We start from the raw sequence: 17,196 nt of genomic DNA, 5'->3' as shown, positions 1-17,196 counted from the left end.
GCCTGCCGCCGCCCGCAGCGGCGCAGCGCCGCCGGGGCCGGCGGCAGGCCGGGCCCGGAAAACCCGCCGGGGTCAGTCGCGTTTGCGGGCCATGGTGAGCCCGTCGCCCACCGGCAGCAGCACGAGTTCGACGCGGTCGTCGGCCAGCGCGTGGTCGTTGAAGTCGCGGATGCCCTGCACCGGCGCGGAGGTCTCGGCGGGGTCGATGACGCGTCCGTGGGAGAGCGTGTTGTCGACCAGCAGCACCCCGCCGGGGCGCATCCGCGGCACCAGTTCCTCCCAGTAGCCGATGTAGCCGTCCTTGTCGGCGTCGATGAAGGCGAGATCGAAGCGGGTGCCGCCGGGCAGCGCGCGCAGCGATTCCAGGGCCGGGCCGATGCGCAGGTCCATCTTGTGCGCGAGTCCGGCGCGCTCCCAGTACCGCCGCGCGAGTGCGGTCCACTCTTCGCTGATGTCCAGGGCCAGCAGCGTGCCGTCGCCGGGCAGGCCGCGGGCCGTGCAGATGGCGGAGTAGCCGGTGAACGTGCCGACTTCGACGGCGTCGCGGGCGCCGCTGATCCGCGCGAGCAGTGTCATGAACGTGCCCTGCTCCGGCCCGATCTGCATCGGCGTCAGGTCGGGGTAGAGCCGGGCGGTCTCCTCGGCGAGGTCGGCCAGCACCGGGTCGACGGGGGCGCCGTGGGCGACCAGGTAGTCGTAGAGTTCCGGCGTTAGGGATTCCGTGGTGCGAGTCACCTGCGCCACTTTAGTTGGGGCCGATACGGCTGTCGCGGCGGCGGTGTCCGGCGCGCCCGCCACCGCGCTGCGCCGCGCCTCAGGCCTGCGGCAGCATTTCCGGCCACGGGAACAGGTAGAGCGCCAGCAGCACGATCGCGATCGTCATCGCGGGCACGACGACGTTGCGCTCGACCTTGCTGTCGGTGGTGAAGCCGATGTTCTGCCCGACGCGGTACTTGGTGACCGGCCACAGCAGCGGCACGCCCAGTTCGGTGGCCATGTCGCCGATGAAGTGCAGCAGGCAACCGAACACCACCGCCACGCCGATCCAGGTGTAGTTGACCCCTGAGGTGAACAGGGCGAGTGTGACCGCGGCGGTGCCCATGGCGTTGATCACCTCCGACACCAGGCGGCTCTTGTCGCTGCCGAACCCGAGCCCGTTGAAGGCGATGCCCAGCAGCAGGAACACGAAGATCTGCACCGCCAGTTCCGACCACAGCGCCAGCGCCTGCGTCATCACGCCCATCAGCAGCGCGAACAGCAGCGAGTGGGTGCCGTTGCGGTGCCCGCCGAACAGTTGGTTGAACATCACGCTCAGCCCGCGGGTGAACATCCCGTAGGTGTTGGTGATGGTCGAGCTTTTGGCGTCGAGGTCGGGGATGAGCGCGGCACCCGCGCAGACCAGGGAGCCCGCGACGATCTCTCCGGGGCCGAGGTCGAATTGGACGATGCCGAAAAAGTCCCGCCCGTCCAGGAACGGAACGACCGCCATCCAACCGCATATGCCGCTCAACGCGTGCGAGTGCCCCATCATGGGCGGAACCGTAGCGGTTGCCGGTATTCCAAGCGAATCCGCCCGGGTTTCGGCGCGACTCTAACGCGGGAACACGGCAGGCACCGGGAACCGCCGGCCCGGGCGGGCACCGCTCAGCCGGTGCCCTCCTGGGTGCCCTCCGGCCGCGGGACCAAGGAAAGCAGAGAATCGTGAACCGTGCGTGACACCCGCGGTGTAAATCGTTGACGCAATTCTGTACATACTGGTAAACAACCAACTGTTCTATGCGTCATGGTCCCTGATCGTCCGTCCTCTCCCGCACCGTGCAACTTGAGGGGTTGACCAGTATGGCCCGACAGCAGGATCCTGCCCGGCCGCCCGCCGGTGCGCCGAAGAAGACGAACCCCCCGGACACCGGGCAGGCGCGGCCGAACAAGCGGCACCCCGAACGCGCGCAGCCCCCGAAGGTCCTGCGCACCACCGCCGCCGCCACCACCGCGGCGGTGCTGGCCGCCGCCCCCGCGCTGACCGCCGCCCCTGCCGCCGCAGCCGGCTCCGGCAACGGCGGCGACACCCTCACCGTGGCGGTGTCCCAGCCGGTCGACTCGCTCAGCCCCTTCCTGGCCCAGCGGCTCATCAGCACCAGCATCCACCGGCTCGCCTACGACTACCTCACCAACTACGACGCCGAGACCAACGAGGCCATCCCCGGGCTGGCCGAACTCCCCGAGGCCTCCGACGGCGGCCGCACCTGGACCTTCACCATCCGCGAGAACGCCACCTGGAGCGACGGCGAACCGGTGACCGCCGAGGACGCCGCCTGGACCTTCACCACGATGATGGAGGACGAGGGCGCCGCCACCGCCAACGGCAACTTCGTCGCCAACTTCGAGAGCGCCACCGCCGTCGACCGGAACACGCTGCGCATCGAGCTGGAACACCCGCAGGCCACCATGCGGGCGCTGGACGTCCCCATCCTGCCCAAACACATCTGGTCGGAAGTCGAGGACTTCGCCGCGTTCAACAACGACGAGGACTTCCCGATCGTCGGCAGCGGCCCTTTCACCATCACCGGGTACCAGCCCAACCGGTCGATCACCCTCGAAGCCAACGAGGACTACTGGCGCGGCCCGCCCGGGTTCGACCGGATCGTGTTCCGCTACATGCCCGAACGCGACGCCCAGGTCGAGGCGCTGCGGGCCGGCGAGGTCTCCCTGGTCAGCAACCTGACCCCCGCCCAGGCCGACGCGTTGAAGAACACGGACAACGTCACCGTCAACACCGCCAGCGGCAAGCGGTTCCAGGGCTTCACCATCAATCCCGGTGCCCGCACCCAGGACGGCGACGAGTTCGGCGACGGCCACCCCGCGCTCAAGGACCGGGTGCTGCGCCGGGCGATCGTGCGGGCGATCGACAAGAACGAGATCGTCGAGACGGTCTACGGCGGCTACGCCGAACCCGCCGGCGGCTACATCCCCGCCCGCTACGACACCTACCACTGGCAGCCCGAAGGCGACGAGCGGCTGAGCTTCGACCCCGGCGCGGCCAACGACATGCTCGACGACGCCGGCTACGAAATGGGCGACGACGGCGTGCGCGTCTCACCCGACGGCGACCCGCTGAAGCTGCGCATGCACGTACACAACGACCGGCCCGACTACGTCGCCATGGGCAAACTGCTGGTGGAGCGGCTCGCCGACATCGGCATCGAGGTCGAGAACCGCACCGTCGACCCCGGCGTGCTCAGCGACGCGCTGCACAGCGGCGAGTACGACCTCATCTTCACGGGGTGGACGGTCAACCCCGACCCCGACTACGTGCTCGGCATCCACACCTGCGGCGCGCTGCCGACCGAACCCGGCACCATGCGCAGCGACTCCTACTTCTGCAACAAGGACTACGACCGCCTATACGAGAAGCAGTTGGCCACCTACGACGACCCGCAGGCCCGCGCCGAGACCGTCGGGGAGATGCAGCGGATCCTCTACGAGGAGGCCGTCGTCAACGTGCTGACCTACTCCGACACCCTTGAGGCGTACCGGTCCGACCAGATCTCCGACATCCAGGTCCAGCCCGACCCCGGCGGCAACATCTGGGGCCAGGACGGCCACTGGTCGTTCAGCTCGGCGGTTCCGGCCGCCGACCCCGACACCTCGGCGGCCGTGCCCACCGGGGTACTGGTCGGGCTCGGCGCGCTCGTGCTGGTGGCGATCGGCGGGGGCGTCTACCTGCTGCGCCGCCGCGCGGCCACCGCAGAGGACCGCGAGTAAGCCGTGGAAACGCTCGAGAGCACCGCTGCCGGCCCCGCGCGCCCGGGGCTGCACCCGGCGGTGCGCTACCTCGGTGGGCGCGTCCTCACGGCGCTGGTGTCGCTGTTCGCGGTCATGGTCACCAGCTTCTTCCTGTTCCGGGTGCTGCCCGGCGACCCGGTGTCGGCACTGACCCAGGGCCGGCAGGTCTCCGTCGAGCAACTGGAGGCCATGCGCCGCGAGTTCGGCCTGGACCAGCCGCTGCCGCAGCAGTTCCTCGACTACTGCCTGGGCATGCTCACCCTGGACTTCGGGATGTCCTACGAGTACCGCGTGCCGGTCGTGGAACTGATCGCGGACCGGCTCGGCCCGACCCTGCTGCTGGCGGGCACCGGCACCGTCATCGCCGCGGCCCTGGGCCTGGTGCTGGGCACCCGCGCGGGCTGGCGCCGCGGCACGCTGATGGACCGGGTCGACACCGGGGTCGCGCTGACCCTGTGGTCGGTGCCCTCCTTCTGGCTGGGCCTGCTGCTCATCGTGCTGCTGGCCTCGGGTGCGGGGCTGTTCCCCACCAGCGGCATGGCCACCCCGGGAGTCGAGGGCGCGTTCAACACCGTGCTCGACGTGGCCCACCACATGGTGCTGCCCGTGGCCACCATGGTCGCCGTGGTCTATGCCCAGTACATGATGATCATGCGCTCGTCGCTGCTGGACGAGATGGGATCGGACTACCTGACCACCGCCCGCGCCAAAGGGCTGCGCGACGTGCTGGTGCTGCGCCGCCACGCCGTGCCCAACGCGCTGCTGCCCACGGTCACGCTCATCTTCCTGAACCTGGGCCGCGTCGTGTCGGGGGTGATCCTCATCGAGACCGTGTTCGCCTGGCCGGGCCTGGGCTCGCTGTTCTACTCCGGGCTGCAGGTGCCCGACCTGCCCATCGTGCAGGCACTGTTCGTCGTCTTCGCGGGCTCGGTGATCGTGATGAACCTGCTGGCCGACCTGGTATATCCGCTGCTGGACCCGCGGGTGCGCACATGAGCCGCGCCGCGCTGGTGTGGACCCGCCGCCGCCGGGCGCTGGCGGGTTACGCCCGCGCCTTCGCCGGCAACCGCGGCGGCATGGCCGGGCTGGCCGTGCTGGTGCTGATCGCGCTGACCGCCGTGGCGGCCCCGCTGTTCACCGACGAGGCCGCTCTGACCCTCACCGGCGCCGAGAACGGCCGGTTCGAGCCGCCCGGCCCCGGCCACCCGCTGGGCACCGACGCGTTCGGCCGGTCGGTGCTGGACCTGGTGGTGTGGGGCGCGCGGATCTCGCTGACCGTGGGCTTTCTGGCCGCGTTCGTGTCGGTGGCGGTAGGCACCCTGGTCGGGGTGGTCGCCGGGCACTACGGCGGGTGGGCCGGCAACGTGCTGATGCGTGTCACCGACTGGTTCGCGGTGCTGCCGGCGCTGGTGATGGCGGTGGCACTGGCGGCCGTGATGACCCGCAGCACGCTGACCATCATCATCGCCATCGGAGTCACCGCCTGGCCCACCACCGCGCGCGTCGTGCGCGCCCAGACCCTCGCGGTCGAGGCGCGGCCCTTCATCGAGCGGGCGCGGGCGCTGGGCGGCGGGCACGTCCACGTGATGCTGCGCCACGTGCTGCCCAACGTCCTGCCGGTCGTGCTCGCCCAGACCACACTGCTGGTCGCCGAGGCCATCCTCATGGAGGCGACCCTGGCATTCCTCGGGCTGGGCGACCCCGGCACCATCTCCTGGGGCGGGATCATCCAGGAGGCGCGCACCGCCGGCGCCATCAGCTCGGGCATCTGGTGGTACATGGTCCCGCCGGGTGTGGCCATCGCCGTGGTGGCGCTGTCCTTCACCATGTGCGGCCGCGCCCTGGAAGGCGTCCTCAATCCCCGGCTGCGGGAGCGGCGATGAACGAGTCGGAGTCCAACCAGCGCGGGCCGGACGGCCCCCGACCGGGCAACCCGGAGCAGCACCGGCCCGAACCGGCGCCGCCCGCCGGCCGCGGCGGCGGCCCGGGCGGCGCAGCGGGCGCAGGTGGCGCGGGTGGCGAAAGCGGCGACTATTTGCAGGTCAACGACCTGGCCGTCACCTACCGCACCGCCGGCGGTGATGTCCCCGCGGTGCGCGGCGTCTCCTTCGCCCTCGCGCCCGGCAGCAAACTCGGCGTGGCAGGGGAGTCCGGGTGCGGCAAGTCCACCGCGGCGCTGGCACTGCTGCGGCTGCTGCCCCGATCGGCGCGCATCAGCGGCCAGGTCCTGCTGGACGGCGAGGACGTGCTCGCCATGCGGTGGGGCCGGCTGCGCGCCGTGCGCTGGGCCGGGGCGTCCATCGTCTTCCAGGGGGCGATGCACTCGCTCAACCCCGTGCACCGTGTCGGCGACCAGGTGGCCGAACCCGTCCGGATCCACAGCGGCGCCACCCCGGCCGAGGCCCGCACCCGGGTCGGCGAACTGCTGGAAGAGGTCGGGCTGCCCGCGTGGCGGGCGCGCTCCTACCCGCACGAACTCTCCGGCGGGCAGCGCCAGCGGACCATGATCGCGATGGCGCTGGCGTGCCGCCCGCGGCTGATCGTCGCCGACGAGCCCACCACCGCGCTGGACGTGATGATCCAGGCGCAGATCCTGCGGCTCATCGACGAACTGGTCACCGGACTCGACATCAGCATGCTGATGATCAGCCACGACCTGTCGGTGCTGGCCGACACCTGCGACCGGCTCGCGGTCATGTACGCCGGCCGCGTCGTCGAGGAGGGCCCCGCCGCCGAGGTCTTCACCGGAGCCCGCCACCCCTACGGCGCCGCACTCAGCGCGGCCTTCCCCCGCGTGGGCGACCCCGTCTCGCGGCGGGCGCCGCGCGGGCTGCCCGGCGACCCGCCCGACCCTGCGGCGCTGCCGGCGGGCTGCGCCTTCCGGCCGCGCTGCCCGCAGGTCCAGGACCGCTGCGCCGAGGTCGTGCCGGAGCTGTGGCCGGCCGGTCCCCGGCGCAGCGCCGCCTGCGTGCGGGTGCTCTCGCCCGCCGCCGCACACGCGGCCGGCGTGCCGCCGGCACCGGACGACGACCAGCAGGACCAGCAGGACCAGCAGGAGCGGCAGGAGCCGTCCGACCGGCGGCACCGGGACGGCCGCGCACAGGGCCCCGACCCCGCCGCCGCGCCGCCGCAACCCGAGGAGAGCCGATGACCGCGCCCGTGCCCGCCGCCGCCCCAGGTGCCGAAGCGGCGGCGCCGGTGCTCAGCGCCTCGGGGCTGGAGGTCGCCTTCACCGGGCGCACCGGCCGCAGCACCGCACGCGCCGTCGACGGCGTCGACCTGGAAGTGGGCCCGGGCGAGATCGTGGCGCTGGTGGGGGAGTCCGGCTGCGGCAAGTCCACGCTCGCGCGGGCGCTGATGGGCCTGGTGCGGCCCACGGCCGGGCAGGTGGCGTTCCACGGCCGGCCGCTCGGCTACCGCCCGCGGGAGCTGAAAGCGTTCCGCGAACGCGTGCAACTGGTGCTGCAGGACCCCACCGGCGCGCTGAACCCCCGGCACACCGTCTACGACGCGGTCGTCGAAGGCCGGCGCATCCACACCGGCAGCACCGCCGACGAGGAGAAGCACGTCGCCGAGGCGCTCTCCCGCGCAGGCCTGCGCCCGCCCGAACGGTTCTTCCTGAGTTACCCGCACGAGCTTTCCGGCGGGCAGCGCCAGCGCGTGGCCATCGCCGGCGCCCTGATCCTCCGGCCCGAGGCCATCATCGCCGACGAGCCGGTGGCCTCGCTGGACGCCTCCGTACGCGGGGAGATCCTGCAGCTGCTGCTGCGGCTGCGCGACGACTACGGGCTTTCGGCGCTGGTGGTCACCCACGACCTCGGCCTGGCCTGGAACATCGCCGACCGTGCCGCGGTGATGTACCTGGGCCGGGTGGTCGAGACCGGAACGGTCGAAGAGGTGCTGTCGGCGCCGCGCCACCCCTACACCCGTGCCCTGCTGTCGGTGCTGCCCGAGTCCGACGCCGGCGAACCCCAGATCCTGGCGGGCGAGCCGCCCGACCCCACACGCATTCCCGGCGGATGCCGGTTCCACGTCCGCTGCCCGGTGCTGGCATCCGGGCAGGCCGAAACCGCCGGCGTGGCACACCGCTGCCGCACCGAGGACCCCGGCGTGCTCGCCGGTTCCACCTCCAACCGGGCGGCCTGCCACTGGGCCGGCGCCCAGCCGCCGCAACGCTTGGGCGAGGGCGGGCGGCGCGCCGACCCTGCAGAAATGCCCAGATTTCACAGCTGACAGGCATTTCTGCATCATCGTCAACGGGAACCCGACATAACGGGCGCACTGCCGGGGCCCGGGCGGCGGCGGGCAGGGCCCGGCCGCGGTTCAGGCGACGCGGATGATGCAGCCGCTGCGGGGGAGTGCCGGCAGACGCCGCATGTCGGGGGTCATGTCCTGTTCGGGAACCTCGTAGCGCAGGTCCACCAGGCGGCGCGCAATGGCGGCGATGACCGCCACCGCGATCGGTTCGCCGGGGCAGCGGTGGCTGGTGTTGGGGTCGCCGGCGCCTTGGGGGACGAAGTTGTAGAGGTTCCACCGCCACTCGCGGAAGCGTTCGGGGCGGAACTCCCAGGGCTCCTCCCACAGGCGCGGATCGTGGTTGATGCCGTACAGGTCCAGCAGCACGCGGCGCCCGCGGCTGATGTGCTGGCCGCGCAGCACGAGGTCGTGGCGGGCGCGAGCGGCCACGGCCGGGAACATCGGGTAGTAGCGGCGCACCTCCTGGGCGAAGAGCTCCGCCCACGGCGCGGCCGGGGCGGCGGGGTCCGCGGAACGGTCCCCGCGGCCCTCCTCGCCCTCGTCCGCGCCATCCGTGCCATCGGCGCCCGTGCCGCCGCCGCAGCCGCCGCCGCTGGCCGAGCCGCCCCCGTCGGCGGCGATCCCGCCGGCGCAGTAGGGGTGGCGGTGCAGCGCATGGACGGCGAAGGCGAGGTAGACCGACACCGCCACGACCGGCCGCAGGACGTTGAGCAGCTCCACGCCCGCCGCGCGCCGGTCCAGCAGCCCGCCGTCGGGCTCGCGGTGCCAGGCAACGGCGTAGGCGGCGGTGTCCTCGGGCGGTCGGATCCTGCCGGCGCGGATGCGGCCGACGATGTCGGCGGCCCACCGGTCGGCAGCGCGCCGCTCCAGCCGGGACTTCCAGTGCCGCGGCCCCACGCGGGCGGCGCAGTCGTACAGGGCGGTGAGCTGGGCGGTGCGGCGGCGGGCGTCGGCGGCGACCAGCGGCACCCCGGCCCAGGCGCACACGGCCCGGGTCAGCATGGCGCGGAACTCGTCGTAGAGCACGACGCGGCCGCGCCCTTGCCAGTGCCGGGCGCTGCGATCGAACTCGCCCGCGGCCAGCTCCGCCAGTTCGGATACGCGTTCGGGCGACATGAGCGACACGAACAGGTGCTTGCGGTGGCGGTGGCCGGCACCGTCGAGTCCTTGCACCCCGCCCGCCCCGAAGAGGGATTTCGTGATCCGCGCGGGTACGGCCCGGTGGCGGGTGAAGTGGCCGGGGTTCTGGAAGGCGGCGGCCGCTTCGGGCCCGGTGACACACACGGCCCGCTCCAGCAGCAGCCGGGTGGCGAAGGCATCGGTTCCGCGGCGCCGGCAGCCGCGCGAGATGAACCGGTAGGGGTCGCGCAGCAGGGCCGGGGTGCGGTCCCACACCGCACGGTCGGGTCTGGGGGCCATGGTCCTCCCTTCGCCGCACGCAGCCGGGGGCCGGTGCTGCGCCCCGGAACCTGTGCCGTGTGCCGGGCGCCGCTACCCCGGGGCGGCGGCGGAAAACCGCGGCGCGCCCGCACGGGAGCCCGGGCCGGGAGCGGAGGATCGGCGAAACCGCCGCGTACCGCCGCGCGATGAGGCACCATGGGTGCCGTGGACGCCCAACACGTAGCGCTCCTGCGCGAACTCCTGGCCGAGACCCCCTGGCTGGAGCGCACCGAGGACTTCGCCCAAGCTCTCCGCCGCACCCGCGACCCCGGCGGGCTGATGCTCATCGGCACCCCCGAGGACGAACCCTGGCACCTGGCCGCCCATCTCGACGATGAGGCCCGCTACAGCGACCTGCCCCAGCTCGCGCCCAGCCTGGTGCGGTGGGAACCGCCGCCCAACGCTCCGCCCCACCTGCGCATCGGTCTGGACCGCCTCGCCGAGGCGCGGCGCGGTGAGACCCTGTTCGTTGTGAACTCCGAGGAACAGGCGCCCGTCCCGCTGCTGGAGCGCCTCGACGGCGCCCGCCGCACCGGCGCGACCATCCTCTCCCTCGACACCGGCGACCGCGAGCTGGCCTCGCTGGCGCACGAGTCGATCACGCTGCGCCCCGACCGCGCACCGCTCACGTTCGAGGGGCTGCAGCACCTGGTCAGCACCGCCGCCGGCCGGCCCGGGCCCGACCGCAAGCCGGGCCTGCGCGAGCGGTTGTCGCGGTTCCTCGACGTGGTCAGCGGCCCGCGGATGCCGGACTGACACCGGCCGGCGCCGGGCAGGCGCCGGAGGCGCGCTCAAGTACCGCGGTCGCCACCGGCCGCGCCTGCCTCTGCCGCCCGCCGCAGCGGGCGGCAGAGGCAGACACGCTCAGTCGCGGTCCTGCTCGTCCCAGGCCTCGTTGCGTTCGGAGGCGATGTTCAGCGCAGCGGCGGCGGTGGCTTCGTCGGGGTAGGGGCCGAGCCGGTACTTGCCCGGGCACCCGGGCCCCTGCTCGGGCCTGCTGTGTCGGAGGCAATACCACCACTGCCGGTCATCGTCCGGGGTGGTGTGGTCCCGGTCGCTCATGGTCGGCTCCTGCTGATTCGTCCGGCTTTGCTTGCCTGCTTTCCGGCTCTTACCCGCGTGTCGGCATCTCGACTCGGATCGGCGGGTGTCGCCTACGAACTAGAATGCGCAGACATGACTACCCCGCTGGTTCCCGGGCGTATATCGCCGCCCCGTTCGGTCCCCTCGGCCATCGTGCGCCCCGAGTACGTCGGCAAGAAGCGCCCGGCCGAAGGCGTGCTCGGTGATGTGCAGACCCCCGAGACCATCGAGGCCATGCGCGTGGCCGGGCGCATCGCCGCCCAGGCCCTGCGCGAGGTCGGCGAGCACGTGGTACCGGGCGTGACCACCGACGAACTCGACCGCATCGGCCACGAGTTCCTCTGCGACCACGGCGCCTACCCCAGCACCCTGGGCTACAAGGGCTACCCCAAGTCGCTGTGCTCCTCGCTCAACGAGGTCATCTGCCACGGCATCCCCGACGACACCGTCGTCGCCGACGGCGACATCGTCAACATCGACATCACCGCCTACATCGGCGGCGTGCACGGCGACACCAACGCCACCTTCCTGGCCGGCAACGTCGACGAAGACTCGCGGCTGCTGGTCGAACGCACCCACGAGGCCACCATGCGCGCCATCAAGGCCTGCCGGCCGGGGCGCCAGCTCAGTGTCATCGGCCGGGTGATCGAGTCCTACGCCAAACGCTTCGGCTACGGCGTGGTCCGCGACTTCACCGGGCACGGCGTCGGCCCGGAGTTCCACTCCGGCCTGGTGGTGCCCCACTACGACGACCCGCGCGCCACCGACGTCATGCAGCCGGGGATGACCTTCACCATCGAGCCTATGATCACCTTGGGCACGATCGACTACGACGTCTGGGACGACGGGTGGACCGCGGTCACCGCCGACCGCAAGCGCACCGCCCAGTTCGAGCACAGCCTGGTCATCACCGACCAAGGCGCCGAGATCCTCACCCTGCCCTAGGACGGGCCGGCACGGCACGCAGCAGCAGCCACGCGAGGGGAGCGGACGCGGTGCGGATTCTGGTCTCGGCCGACATGGAGGGCGCCACCGGCGTCACCTGGCCCGCCGACGTCACCCCGGGCACCGAGCAGTGGCAGCGGTGCCGGGCCATGTTCACCTCCGACGTCAACGCCGCCATATCCGGGTTCTTCACCGGCGGCGCCACCGAAGTCCTGGTCAACGAGGCGCATGCCACCATGCGCAATCTGCTGCTGGAACGCCTGGACGAGCGCGCCGCCATGATCACCGGCCGGCACAAGGACCTGTCGATGGTCGAAGGGCTGCAGCGCGGCGACATCGACGGTGTCGCCTTCCTCGGCTACCACAGCGGGGCCGGCGCCGAAGGCGTGCTCGCCCACACCTACCTGCCCAACTCCATCACGGGCGTGTGGCTCGACGGCGAACCCGCCGACGAGGGGCGGCTGAACTCCCGGGTCGCCGCCGAGTACGGCGCCCCCGTGTTGCTGGTCACCGGCGACGACCGCGCCTGCATCGACGCCGCCGCCTACGCGCCCGACGCCCACACCGTCGCCGTCAAGCAGTACGTGTCGCGCTATGCGGCCTTGTGCCGCCCGCCCGGCGCCACGGCCACCGACATCGCCGAGGCCGCCGAGACCGCGGCGGCCGAGGCCGGGCGCACCGAGCCCGAGCGCAGCGGCCCGCTGACCGTCGAGGTCGAGGTCGACTCCGCCCACCTGGCCGGCGCCGCCGCCCTGGTGCCCGGGGTCGAATCCGTCGATCACCGGCGTGTCCGCTACACCTCGCCCACGGCCTTTGAGATGATCCGCTGCTTCAAGGCCGTCACCACGCTCATCTCCAACGCGGTCGAATCCGACTACGGCTGAGCAGGACCGGGGCGGTCGCGACCCGAAGCGCCGACGCCGGCGTCGGCCGGTACGGATGGGAAGGCATGCACGAGGAACAGCGCGCCCGCACCCAACCGCAGGCCGCGGCGGACGCCCGCAGCGCGGCAGGCCCCGGCGGACCCGCCGCCGGACTCGACGGGTCCGGCCCGCCCGGCCCGCCTGAGCTGAGCGATGTGCACGAGCCGTCCGCCGGGTTGGACCGGCTCGATGAGGAGGCCGTGCGGTTCACCGCCGAGCTGATCCGCATCGACACCACCAACCGCGGCGGCGGCGACGGGTGCGAGCGGCCCGCCGCCGAGTACGCCGCCGAGCTCCTGGCCGAGGCCGGGCTGCAGCCGGACCTGCTGGAATCGGCGCCGGGCCGCGCCAACGTCGTCGCCCGGGTGCCAGGCACCGACCCCGCCGCGCCGGGCCTGCTGGTCCACGGCCACCTCGACGCCGTACCCGCCGACCCTGCCCAGTGGAGCGTGCCGCCGTTCAGCGGCGAGGTCCGCGACGGCCTGGTCTGGGGCCGCGGCGCAGTCGACATGAAAGGCACCGTCGCGATGGTGCTGGCGCTGGTGCGGCACTGGGCACGCAACGGGCTGCGTCCGCGCCGCGACCTCGTGCTGGCGTTCACCGCCGACGAGGAGGACAGTGCCGCCTACGGTGCCGAGTGGCTGGCGCGCGAACACGCCCACCTGTTCGACGGCTGCACCGAGGCGATCGGCGAGTCCGGCGGCCACACCGAGCACGCCACCGCCGCCGACGGCACACCCGTGCGCATCTACCCGGTAGGCGCGGGCGAGCGCGGCAGCGCCTGGTTGCGGCTGCACGCGGCCGGCACCGCCGGGCACGGCGCCAAGACCAACCGCGACAACGCCGTCAGCGCGCTGGCCGCGGCGGTGGCCCGCATCGGCGCCCACCGCTGGCCGGTGCGGCTGACCCCGGTCACCCGCGCCTCCCTGGACGGCCTCGCCGCCGCGCTGGGCGCGGGCCCGGGCACCGCCGACCCGGATTTCGACCCCGAGCGCGACACCGACGCCCTGCTGGAGCGCCTCGGCGCCGCCGCCGAACTGGTCCGCCCGGCCGTGCGCTGCAGCACCGCACCCACCATGTTGGAAGCCGGCTACAAGGTGAACGTGATCCCGGCGCAGGCCGCCGCAGGGGTCGACGGCCGCGTCCTGCCGGGCGCCGAATCGGACTTCGCCGCCACCCTGGACCGGCTCACCGGCGACCGCGTCGACTGGGAGTTCCAGCACCGCTCGCGACCGCTGCAGGCGCCCGTCGACACCCCGGTCTTCGCCGCGATGGCCGAGGCGCTGCTGGCCTTCGACCCCGGCGCCCGCGTGGTGCCGGTGTGCCTGAGCGGCGGCACCGACGCCAAGCAGTTCGCCGAACTGGGTATCACCGGCTACGGGTTCTCGCCGCTGCGCCTGCCGCCCGGCCTGGACCACGGAGCCCTTTTCCACGGCGCCGACGAGCGCGTGCCGGTCGAGGGGCTGCAGTTCGGCGTGCGGGTGCTGGACCGCTTCCTGCGCGGCCCCGGCTGACCACCCGCACGCCGCACGGCCGCGCCGCGCCCGCCACTGCGCCCGCACCCTGCGAACACCTCTGCACCACCCAACCGACAACGAAGGGCGGTCGGCCTTGCCACACGGAGCCACCTGCGGATCCTGGCCATCACCGATCGGCGCCGACGACGCCGCGCGCCATCCCGGTGCGCCCAACTGGCCCGCCGCTCTGGGCGAGGAGGTCTGGTGGAGCGAACCGCGGCCCGCTGAAGGCGGCCGCGTCACCCTGTGCCGCACGCGGCTGGACGACCCCGCCGCCCGCCCGCAGGAGCTGCTGCCGGCCCCGTGGAACGCGCGCAGCCGCGTCCACGAGTACGGCGGCCGCCCGTACACGCTGGCGGCCTCGGCATCCGGCATCGCGGTCGTCTTCGCCGAGTTCAGCGACCAGCGCCTCTACCTGTGGGACACCGGCGGCGGCAGGCCCGCCCCGCTGACTCCCGCCCCGGACCGGCCCGCCGCGCTGCGCTACGTCGAACCGCTGCTGGCGCCCGAGGGCCGCGAGATCTGGTGTGTGCGCGAGCGGCACACCGGCCCCGAACCCACCGACGTGGAACGGGCGATCGTCGCGGTGCCCCTCGACGGCAGCGCCGCCGCCGATCCCGGCGCCGTGCGCGAGGTCGCCGCCGGCCACCGCTTCCTGGCCTGCCCGCGGATCTCGCCCGACGGCCGCCGGCTCAGCTGGATCGGCTGGGACCACCCCGACATGCCCTGGGACAGCACGGTGCTGCACACGGCCGAGCTGGGACCGGACGGACGGGTTGCGGGTGAGCGGCACACCGTCGCCGGCGGCCCCGGCGTCTCGGTGGTCCAGGCCGAATGGTCCGGCTCCGACACCCTCTACTGCATCGCCGACTCCAGCGGCTGGTGGAACCCCTACCGCATCACCGCCACCGCCGGCGGCGGCTGGAGCGAACCGCAGCCCGTCGCCGCGGCCGAGGAGGAGTTCGGCGGCCCCATGTGGCAGCTGGGCTACACCTGGCTTGCGGTGCTGCCCGCCGGCGGCCGCGTTGCCGCCGTGCACGGCCGCGCCACCACAGCGCTGGGCCTGCTCGACCCCGCCACCGGCACCATCGCCGACGCCGACACCCCCCACACCGAGTGGTCCGGCCGGCTGATCGCCGCCGGCGCGGACGGCGCCACCCTGGTCGGCCTGGCCGCCTCGGCCGACACCGCGCCGGAGATCGTGGCCGTGGGCCCCAGCGGTTCCTGGCGTTCGCTGAGCAACCCCGCCCGCCGCCACGCGGCCGCGGGGGCGCCGGCCGGCACGGCCGCCGACCGCGCCGCCGGAGCCGATCCCGCTTACCTGCCCCGGCCGCGGGCGCGGGTGTTCACCGGCCCCGGCGGGCGCGACGTGCACGCCAACCTCTACCCGCCGCGCAACCCCGAGGCAGAGCCTCCGGCGGACGAAGCGCCGCCGTACGCGGTGTGGGTGCACGGCGGCCCCACGAGCCGCGCACCGATGGTCCACGACTTGGAGATCGCCTACTTCACCAGCCGCGGAATCGGGGTCGTGGAGATCAACTACGGCGGCTCCACCGGCTTCGGCCGCGCCTACCGGCAGCGGCTGCGCGAAAGCTGGGGCGTGGTCGACGTCGAGGACTGCGTGGCCGCCGCACACGCCTTGGCCGCCGAAGGGCTCGCCGACCCGGGCCGTATCGCCATCCGCGGCGGTAGCGCGGGCGGCTGGACCGCTGCGGCGGCGCTGGCGTTCACCGACGTGTTCGCCTGCGCGGCCATCAGTTTCCCCATCGTCGACCTCGCAGGGTGGCGCACCGGCGAAACCCACGACTTCGAGTCGCAGTACCTGGAGAGCCTGGTCGGGCCCTGGCCGGGTGCCGCCCCGCGCTACGCCGACCGCTCGCCGGTCAACCGCGCCGCCGGCGTCAGCGCACCGTTCGTGCTGCTGCAGGGCTTGGAGGACGAGATCTGCCCGCCCGCCCAGGCCGAGCGGTTCCTCGACCGCGTGCACGGCGTGCCGCACGCCTACCTGGCCTTCGAGGGCGAGCAGCACGGGTTCCGCCGCGAGGCGAACATCCGCGCGGCGCTGCACGCCGAACTGTCGCTGTACGCCCAGGTGTTCGGTTTCGACACCGATGCACCGCGGTTGGAGCTGCACACGTGAGTGCCGCGGCAGGCGTGCGCGCGCCGCGGCTGCGGCCCGGCGACGCGGTGTCGGTCGTGGCCCCGTGCAGCCCCGTGGCCGGCGAGGTCCTGGACGCCGGGCTGGCCGTGCTGCGCGGATGGGGGCTGCGCACGGCCGAGGGCGCGCACGTGCGCGGCCGCCATCCCCGGCTGCCCTACCTGGCCGGCACCGATGCCGAGCGGGCGGCCGACCTGCAGCGCGCCTGGCTGGATCCGGCAACGGCCGCGGTGTTCTGCGCGCGCGGCGGCGACGGCGCACACCGCGTCCTGGACCACCTGGACTTTGCGGCGCTGCGGGAGGCGCCGCCCAAGGCACTGGTGGGATTCTCCGACGCCACCGCGCTGCACGAGGCTTTCGCAGTGGAGTTGGGTGCCGCCACCCTGCACGCTCCGGTGGTGGCCTTGGAGTCCTTCACCGAGGACCCGGTGGCGGCAGGGCACCTGCGCACGGCCCTTTTCACGCCGGAGGACGCCACCGTGCTCACCGCGCCGGGCGCCGAAACCCTCGTCGCCGGCGTCGCACGCGGGGTGACCATGGGCGGCAATCTCAGCGTGCTCAACGACAGCCTGGCCGCCCCGCACAGCCGCCCCTCGGCGAGCGGCGGCCTGCTGCTGCTGGAGGATGTGGCCGAGGACGTGTCGCGGCTGGACCGGATGCTCACCCAGCTGCTGCGCAGCGGCTGGATGCGGGGTGTCGCCGGGGTGCTGCTGGGCTCCTGGGAACGGTGTACGCCAGACGCCGCCGCGGTGCGCACGCTGATGCTGGAGCGCCTGGCCCCGCTGGGCGTCCCGGTGGTGGGCGAGTTCGGGTTCGGCCACCGCCCCGCCCAGATCACCGTGCCGCTGGGCGCCGCCGCCACCCTCGACGCCGACGCCCGCACGCTCACTCTGGACGGACCGGCGCTGCGGTAGGCGCGCGGGGGCCGCGCCCGGAGGGCCGGCCCGAAGACCGGGCCGCTGCGCCCGCCTCCGCCGATGGTCGCCTGCGAGGGGGCGGCTTTCGGCGGAGGCGGGCGCAGCGCGTTCTTGCCTTCGTCCAACCCGATTCCAACCCGGAGCACGACGCCCGCTAACCCGGATGCGCCCAT

General features: G+C 73.5%; 15 protein-coding genes. 11 read left to right on the top strand and 4 right to left on the bottom strand.

All coding sequences use genetic code 11. From position 1 onward, the window contains the following. Positions 1 to 72: 72 nt before the first annotated feature. Together ACYVD5_RS09770 and ACYVD5_RS09765 are read right to left on the bottom strand one after the other, a co-directional pair. A complete protein-coding gene (locus ACYVD5_RS09770; protein ID WP_461000628.1) occupies positions 73 to 735 on the bottom strand; it encodes an O-methyltransferase in 663 nt (220 codons plus the stop codon). Positions 736 to 814: 79 nt separating this feature from the next. Beyond that, positions 815 to 1,531 carry a metal-dependent hydrolase gene (locus ACYVD5_RS09765; protein WP_461000627.1) on the bottom strand — a complete coding sequence of 239 codons (717 nt, stop codon included), beginning with the start codon at positions 1,529 to 1,531 and terminating at the stop codon, positions 815 to 817. Between the two features lie 308 nt (positions 1,532 to 1,839). Here ACYVD5_RS09765 and ACYVD5_RS09760 point away from each other — a divergent pair, with 308 nt between their 5' ends. Genes ACYVD5_RS09760 through ACYVD5_RS09740 form a run of 5 tightly spaced genes read left to right on the top strand, consistent with a single transcriptional unit; the run spans position 1,840 to position 8,016 of the window. Then, positions 1,840 to 3,762, top strand: coding sequence for an ABC transporter substrate-binding protein (locus tag ACYVD5_RS09760; protein WP_461000626.1), 1,923 nt, complete (start codon positions 1,840 to 1,842; stop codon positions 3,760 to 3,762). Positions 3,763 to 3,765: 3 nt separating this feature from the next. After that, complete coding sequence (locus tag ACYVD5_RS09755) at positions 3,766 to 4,779, top strand: ABC transporter permease (protein WP_461000625.1); 1,014 nt, start codon at positions 3,766 to 3,768, stop codon at positions 4,777 to 4,779. Beyond that, on the top strand, positions 4,776 to 5,666 hold the full coding sequence (locus tag ACYVD5_RS09750) for an ABC transporter permease (RefSeq protein WP_461000624.1): 891 nt from the start codon (positions 4,776 to 4,778) through the stop codon (positions 5,664 to 5,666). The genes ACYVD5_RS09755 and ACYVD5_RS09750 overlap by 4 nt, the downstream gene beginning before the upstream one ends. Next, positions 5,663 to 6,934 carry an ABC transporter ATP-binding protein gene (locus tag ACYVD5_RS09745; RefSeq protein WP_461000623.1) on the top strand — a complete coding sequence of 424 codons (1,272 nt, stop codon included), beginning with the start codon at positions 5,663 to 5,665 and terminating at the stop codon, positions 6,932 to 6,934. The genes ACYVD5_RS09750 and ACYVD5_RS09745 overlap by 4 nt, the downstream gene beginning before the upstream one ends. Continuing rightward, the gene (locus ACYVD5_RS09740) at positions 6,931 to 8,016 is read left to right on the top strand and encodes an ABC transporter ATP-binding protein (protein WP_461000622.1); all 1,086 of its coding nucleotides are present in this window, start codon (positions 6,931 to 6,933) and stop codon (positions 8,014 to 8,016) included. The genes ACYVD5_RS09745 and ACYVD5_RS09740 overlap by 4 nt, the downstream gene beginning before the upstream one ends. Before the next feature lie 90 nt (positions 8,017 to 8,106). Here the strand turns inward: ACYVD5_RS09740 and ACYVD5_RS09735 are convergent, their stop codons facing one another. Then, the gene (locus ACYVD5_RS09735; RefSeq protein ID WP_461000621.1) at positions 8,107 to 9,459 is read right to left on the bottom strand and encodes a cytochrome P450; all 1,353 of its coding nucleotides are present in this window, start codon (positions 9,457 to 9,459) and stop codon (positions 8,107 to 8,109) included. A gap of 177 nt (positions 9,460 to 9,636) precedes the next feature. Between ACYVD5_RS09735 and ACYVD5_RS09730 the strand changes: the two genes are divergently transcribed. Then, positions 9,637 to 10,236 carry a hypothetical protein gene (locus ACYVD5_RS09730; RefSeq protein WP_461000620.1) on the top strand — a complete coding sequence of 200 codons (600 nt, stop codon included), beginning with the start codon at positions 9,637 to 9,639 and terminating at the stop codon, positions 10,234 to 10,236. Between the two features lie 108 nt (positions 10,237 to 10,344). Here ACYVD5_RS09730 and ACYVD5_RS09725 read toward each other — a convergent pair whose 3' ends face one another. Beyond that, entirely contained in the window at positions 10,345 to 10,542 is a 198-nt protein-coding gene (locus tag ACYVD5_RS09725) for a hypothetical protein (RefSeq protein WP_461000619.1), read from the bottom strand. 114 nt (positions 10,543 to 10,656) lie between these two features. On the opposite strand from ACYVD5_RS09725, the gene map reads away from it, so the two are divergent. The 5 genes from map (at position 10,657) to ACYVD5_RS09700 (ending at position 17,020) form a co-directional block, all read left to right on the top strand. Further along, complete coding sequence (gene map, locus ACYVD5_RS09720) at positions 10,657 to 11,508, top strand: type I methionyl aminopeptidase (RefSeq protein WP_461000618.1); 852 nt, start codon at positions 10,657 to 10,659, stop codon at positions 11,506 to 11,508. Positions 11,509 to 11,558: 50 nt separating this feature from the next. Next, positions 11,559 to 12,392: a M55 family metallopeptidase gene (locus ACYVD5_RS09715; RefSeq protein WP_461000617.1), complete on the top strand. Its 834-nt coding sequence runs from the start codon at positions 11,559 to 11,561 to the stop codon at positions 12,390 to 12,392. Positions 12,393 to 12,457: 65 nt separating this feature from the next. After that, positions 12,458 to 13,945: a M20/M25/M40 family metallo-hydrolase gene (locus tag ACYVD5_RS09710; RefSeq protein ID WP_461000616.1), complete on the top strand. Its 1,488-nt coding sequence runs from the start codon at positions 12,458 to 12,460 to the stop codon at positions 13,943 to 13,945. A 97-nt stretch (positions 13,946 to 14,042) separates the two neighbouring features. Then, the gene (locus ACYVD5_RS09705; RefSeq protein WP_461000615.1) at positions 14,043 to 16,088 is read left to right on the top strand and encodes a prolyl oligopeptidase family serine peptidase; all 2,046 of its coding nucleotides are present in this window, start codon (positions 14,043 to 14,045) and stop codon (positions 16,086 to 16,088) included. Then, positions 16,085 to 17,020, top strand: coding sequence for a S66 peptidase family protein (locus tag ACYVD5_RS09700; RefSeq protein ID WP_461000614.1), 936 nt, complete (start codon positions 16,085 to 16,087; stop codon positions 17,018 to 17,020). The genes ACYVD5_RS09705 and ACYVD5_RS09700 overlap by 4 nt, the downstream gene beginning before the upstream one ends. Positions 17,021 to 17,196: the final 176 nt, after the last annotated feature.

The organism is Streptomonospora sediminis (assembly GCF_054778995.1).
The sequence above is the reverse complement of the archived record's forward strand: the minus strand, read 5'-3'. Positions and strand labels throughout refer to the sequence as shown.

What these genes read in the sequence shown, in the direction of transcription:
- ACYVD5_RS09765 (WP_461000627.1), bottom strand. Translation starts at nt 1,531, where the DNA reads ATGATGGGGCACTCGCACGCGTTGAGCGGCATATGCGGTTGGATGGCG.
- ACYVD5_RS09760 (WP_461000626.1), top strand. Translation starts at nt 1,840, where the DNA reads ATGGCCCGACAGCAGGATCCTGCCCGGCCGCCCGCCGGTGCGCCGAAG.
- ACYVD5_RS09750 (WP_461000624.1), top strand. Translation starts at nt 4,776, where the DNA reads ATGAGCCGCGCCGCGCTGGTGTGGACCCGCCGCCGCCGGGCGCTGGCG.
- ACYVD5_RS09745 (WP_461000623.1), top strand. Translation starts at nt 5,663, where the DNA reads ATGAACGAGTCGGAGTCCAACCAGCGCGGGCCGGACGGCCCCCGACCG.
- ACYVD5_RS09740 (WP_461000622.1), top strand. Translation starts at nt 6,931, where the DNA reads ATGACCGCGCCCGTGCCCGCCGCCGCCCCAGGTGCCGAAGCGGCGGCG.
- ACYVD5_RS09735 (WP_461000621.1), bottom strand. Translation starts at nt 9,459, where the DNA reads ATGGCCCCCAGACCCGACCGTGCGGTGTGGGACCGCACCCCGGCCCTG.
- ACYVD5_RS09730 (WP_461000620.1), top strand. Translation starts at nt 9,637, where the DNA reads ATGGGTGCCGTGGACGCCCAACACGTAGCGCTCCTGCGCGAACTCCTG.
- ACYVD5_RS09725 (WP_461000619.1), bottom strand. Translation starts at nt 10,542, where the DNA reads ATGAGCGACCGGGACCACACCACCCCGGACGATGACCGGCAGTGGTGG.
- map (WP_461000618.1), top strand. Translation starts at nt 10,657, where the DNA reads ATGACTACCCCGCTGGTTCCCGGGCGTATATCGCCGCCCCGTTCGGTC.
- ACYVD5_RS09710 (WP_461000616.1), top strand. Translation starts at nt 12,458, where the DNA reads ATGCACGAGGAACAGCGCGCCCGCACCCAACCGCAGGCCGCGGCGGAC.